2 protein-coding genes are annotated in these 1,180 nt (G+C 69.9%); one reads left to right on the forward strand and one right to left on the reverse strand.

What is annotated here, in order from left to right; all coding sequences use genetic code 11:
- Positions 1 to 152: 152 nt before the first annotated feature.
- A complete protein-coding gene (locus tag ITP53_RS55400; protein WP_195903497.1) occupies positions 153 to 668 on the forward strand; it encodes a hypothetical protein in 516 nt (171 codons plus the stop codon).
- Between the two features lie 74 nt (positions 669 to 742).
- On the opposite strand, the gene ITP53_RS55405 is transcribed toward ITP53_RS55400, so the two are convergent.
- Positions 743 to 1,180 (reverse strand): nuclear transport factor 2 family protein (locus tag ITP53_RS55405; protein WP_195903498.1); only part of this gene is annotated, 438 nt, incomplete at its 5' end.

A 1,180-nucleotide genomic window follows, 5' to 3' on the forward strand; every position in this document is an offset into this window, starting at 1 on the left:
GCATCCCCCCCAAGGTCAACTGCAAGGAAGTCACCCCGACCTGCGGCCCACGGGCCCTGATCTGCGCGAACCCCTGTCACGGGAGGTCACGGACGGTTACCCTTTCGTGCCGGGCCGTTATCGGCGAGAACCCGAGGGCGCAAGAGGTCTCCATGACCGAGCACGTCATCACCATCCGATGGGTCGACGCTCCAGAAGACGTCGGCTTCGACGACTTCGTCGAAGGCACCTACAACTCCTTCACCTGCACCTGCGAGCTCCCCCTCGCCGACCGGGACGCCGCCACCGTGCACGCGGCCGAATCCGGCCAGTGCCCCACGTGCCTGGGATCGGGGCAGATCTCCCCGAACCCGCGCGACACGGGCGGATGCCAGACCTGTGACGGCTCCGGCCGGACGAAGACGGTCACCGTGCGGGCGCGCGTCACCGAGGAGTTCCTCAAGGACATGGCCGAGTTGCTGCCCGCGCAGTTCGGCCTGGAAGAGGTGGTGGCGCTGCTCGAAGCGCACCTGCCGGACCGCGGGGCCGACACCGTGCTGCCGGTGGCGGCGGGCCTGATCCGCTACCTGGAGGTGCGGGGCGACATCGTGCTCGGCACGGCCCCCGACTACGTGTCCGATGACGGCTGCGGCCGCGCGTACGACGATCCCCGGTGGATCCGCACCTGACGGGGGCTTCTCAGCGAGGGTTGCGCACCTTCGCCGCCTGGGCTCACGACCGGCGCGCCGCTTTCACCGGCTGATCACCGGAGGGGCAGCACGTCCACGCCGTGTTCCGCCTCGCTGCGGGGGCCGAAGATGCGGCGCTCGGAGGCGTCGATGCGTACGTCGTTGATGCTCGCCTCCCTGCGCCGCATCAGCCCCGCCTCGTCGAACTCCCACAGCTCGTTGCCGTAGCTGCGCCACCACTGGCCGGAGGCGTCGTGGGACTCGTACTGGAAGCGGACCGCGATGCGGTTGCCCAGCACCGCCCACAGCTGCTTGCGCAGGGCGTAGTCCAGCTCCCTCTCCCACTTGCGGCGCAGGAACTCCCTGATCTGGTCGCGGCCGGTCACGAACTCGTCGCGGTTGCGCCAGACCGAGTCCTCCGTGTACGCGAGCGCGACGCGGTCGGGGTCGCGCGTGTTCCAGGCGTCCTCGGCACTCTGGGTCTTGACGCGGGCGGTCTCCTCGGTGAACGG

Origin of the sequence: Nonomuraea cypriaca, assembly GCF_015645445.1 — a bacterium.
Lineage (GTDB): Bacteria > Actinomycetota > Actinomycetes > Streptosporangiales > Streptosporangiaceae > Nonomuraea > Nonomuraea cypriaca.

Coding starts and splice junctions, on each gene's coding strand:
- ITP53_RS55400 (WP_195903497.1), top strand. CDS start 153: ATGACCGAGCACGTCATCACCATCCGATGGGTCGACGCTCCAGAAGAC.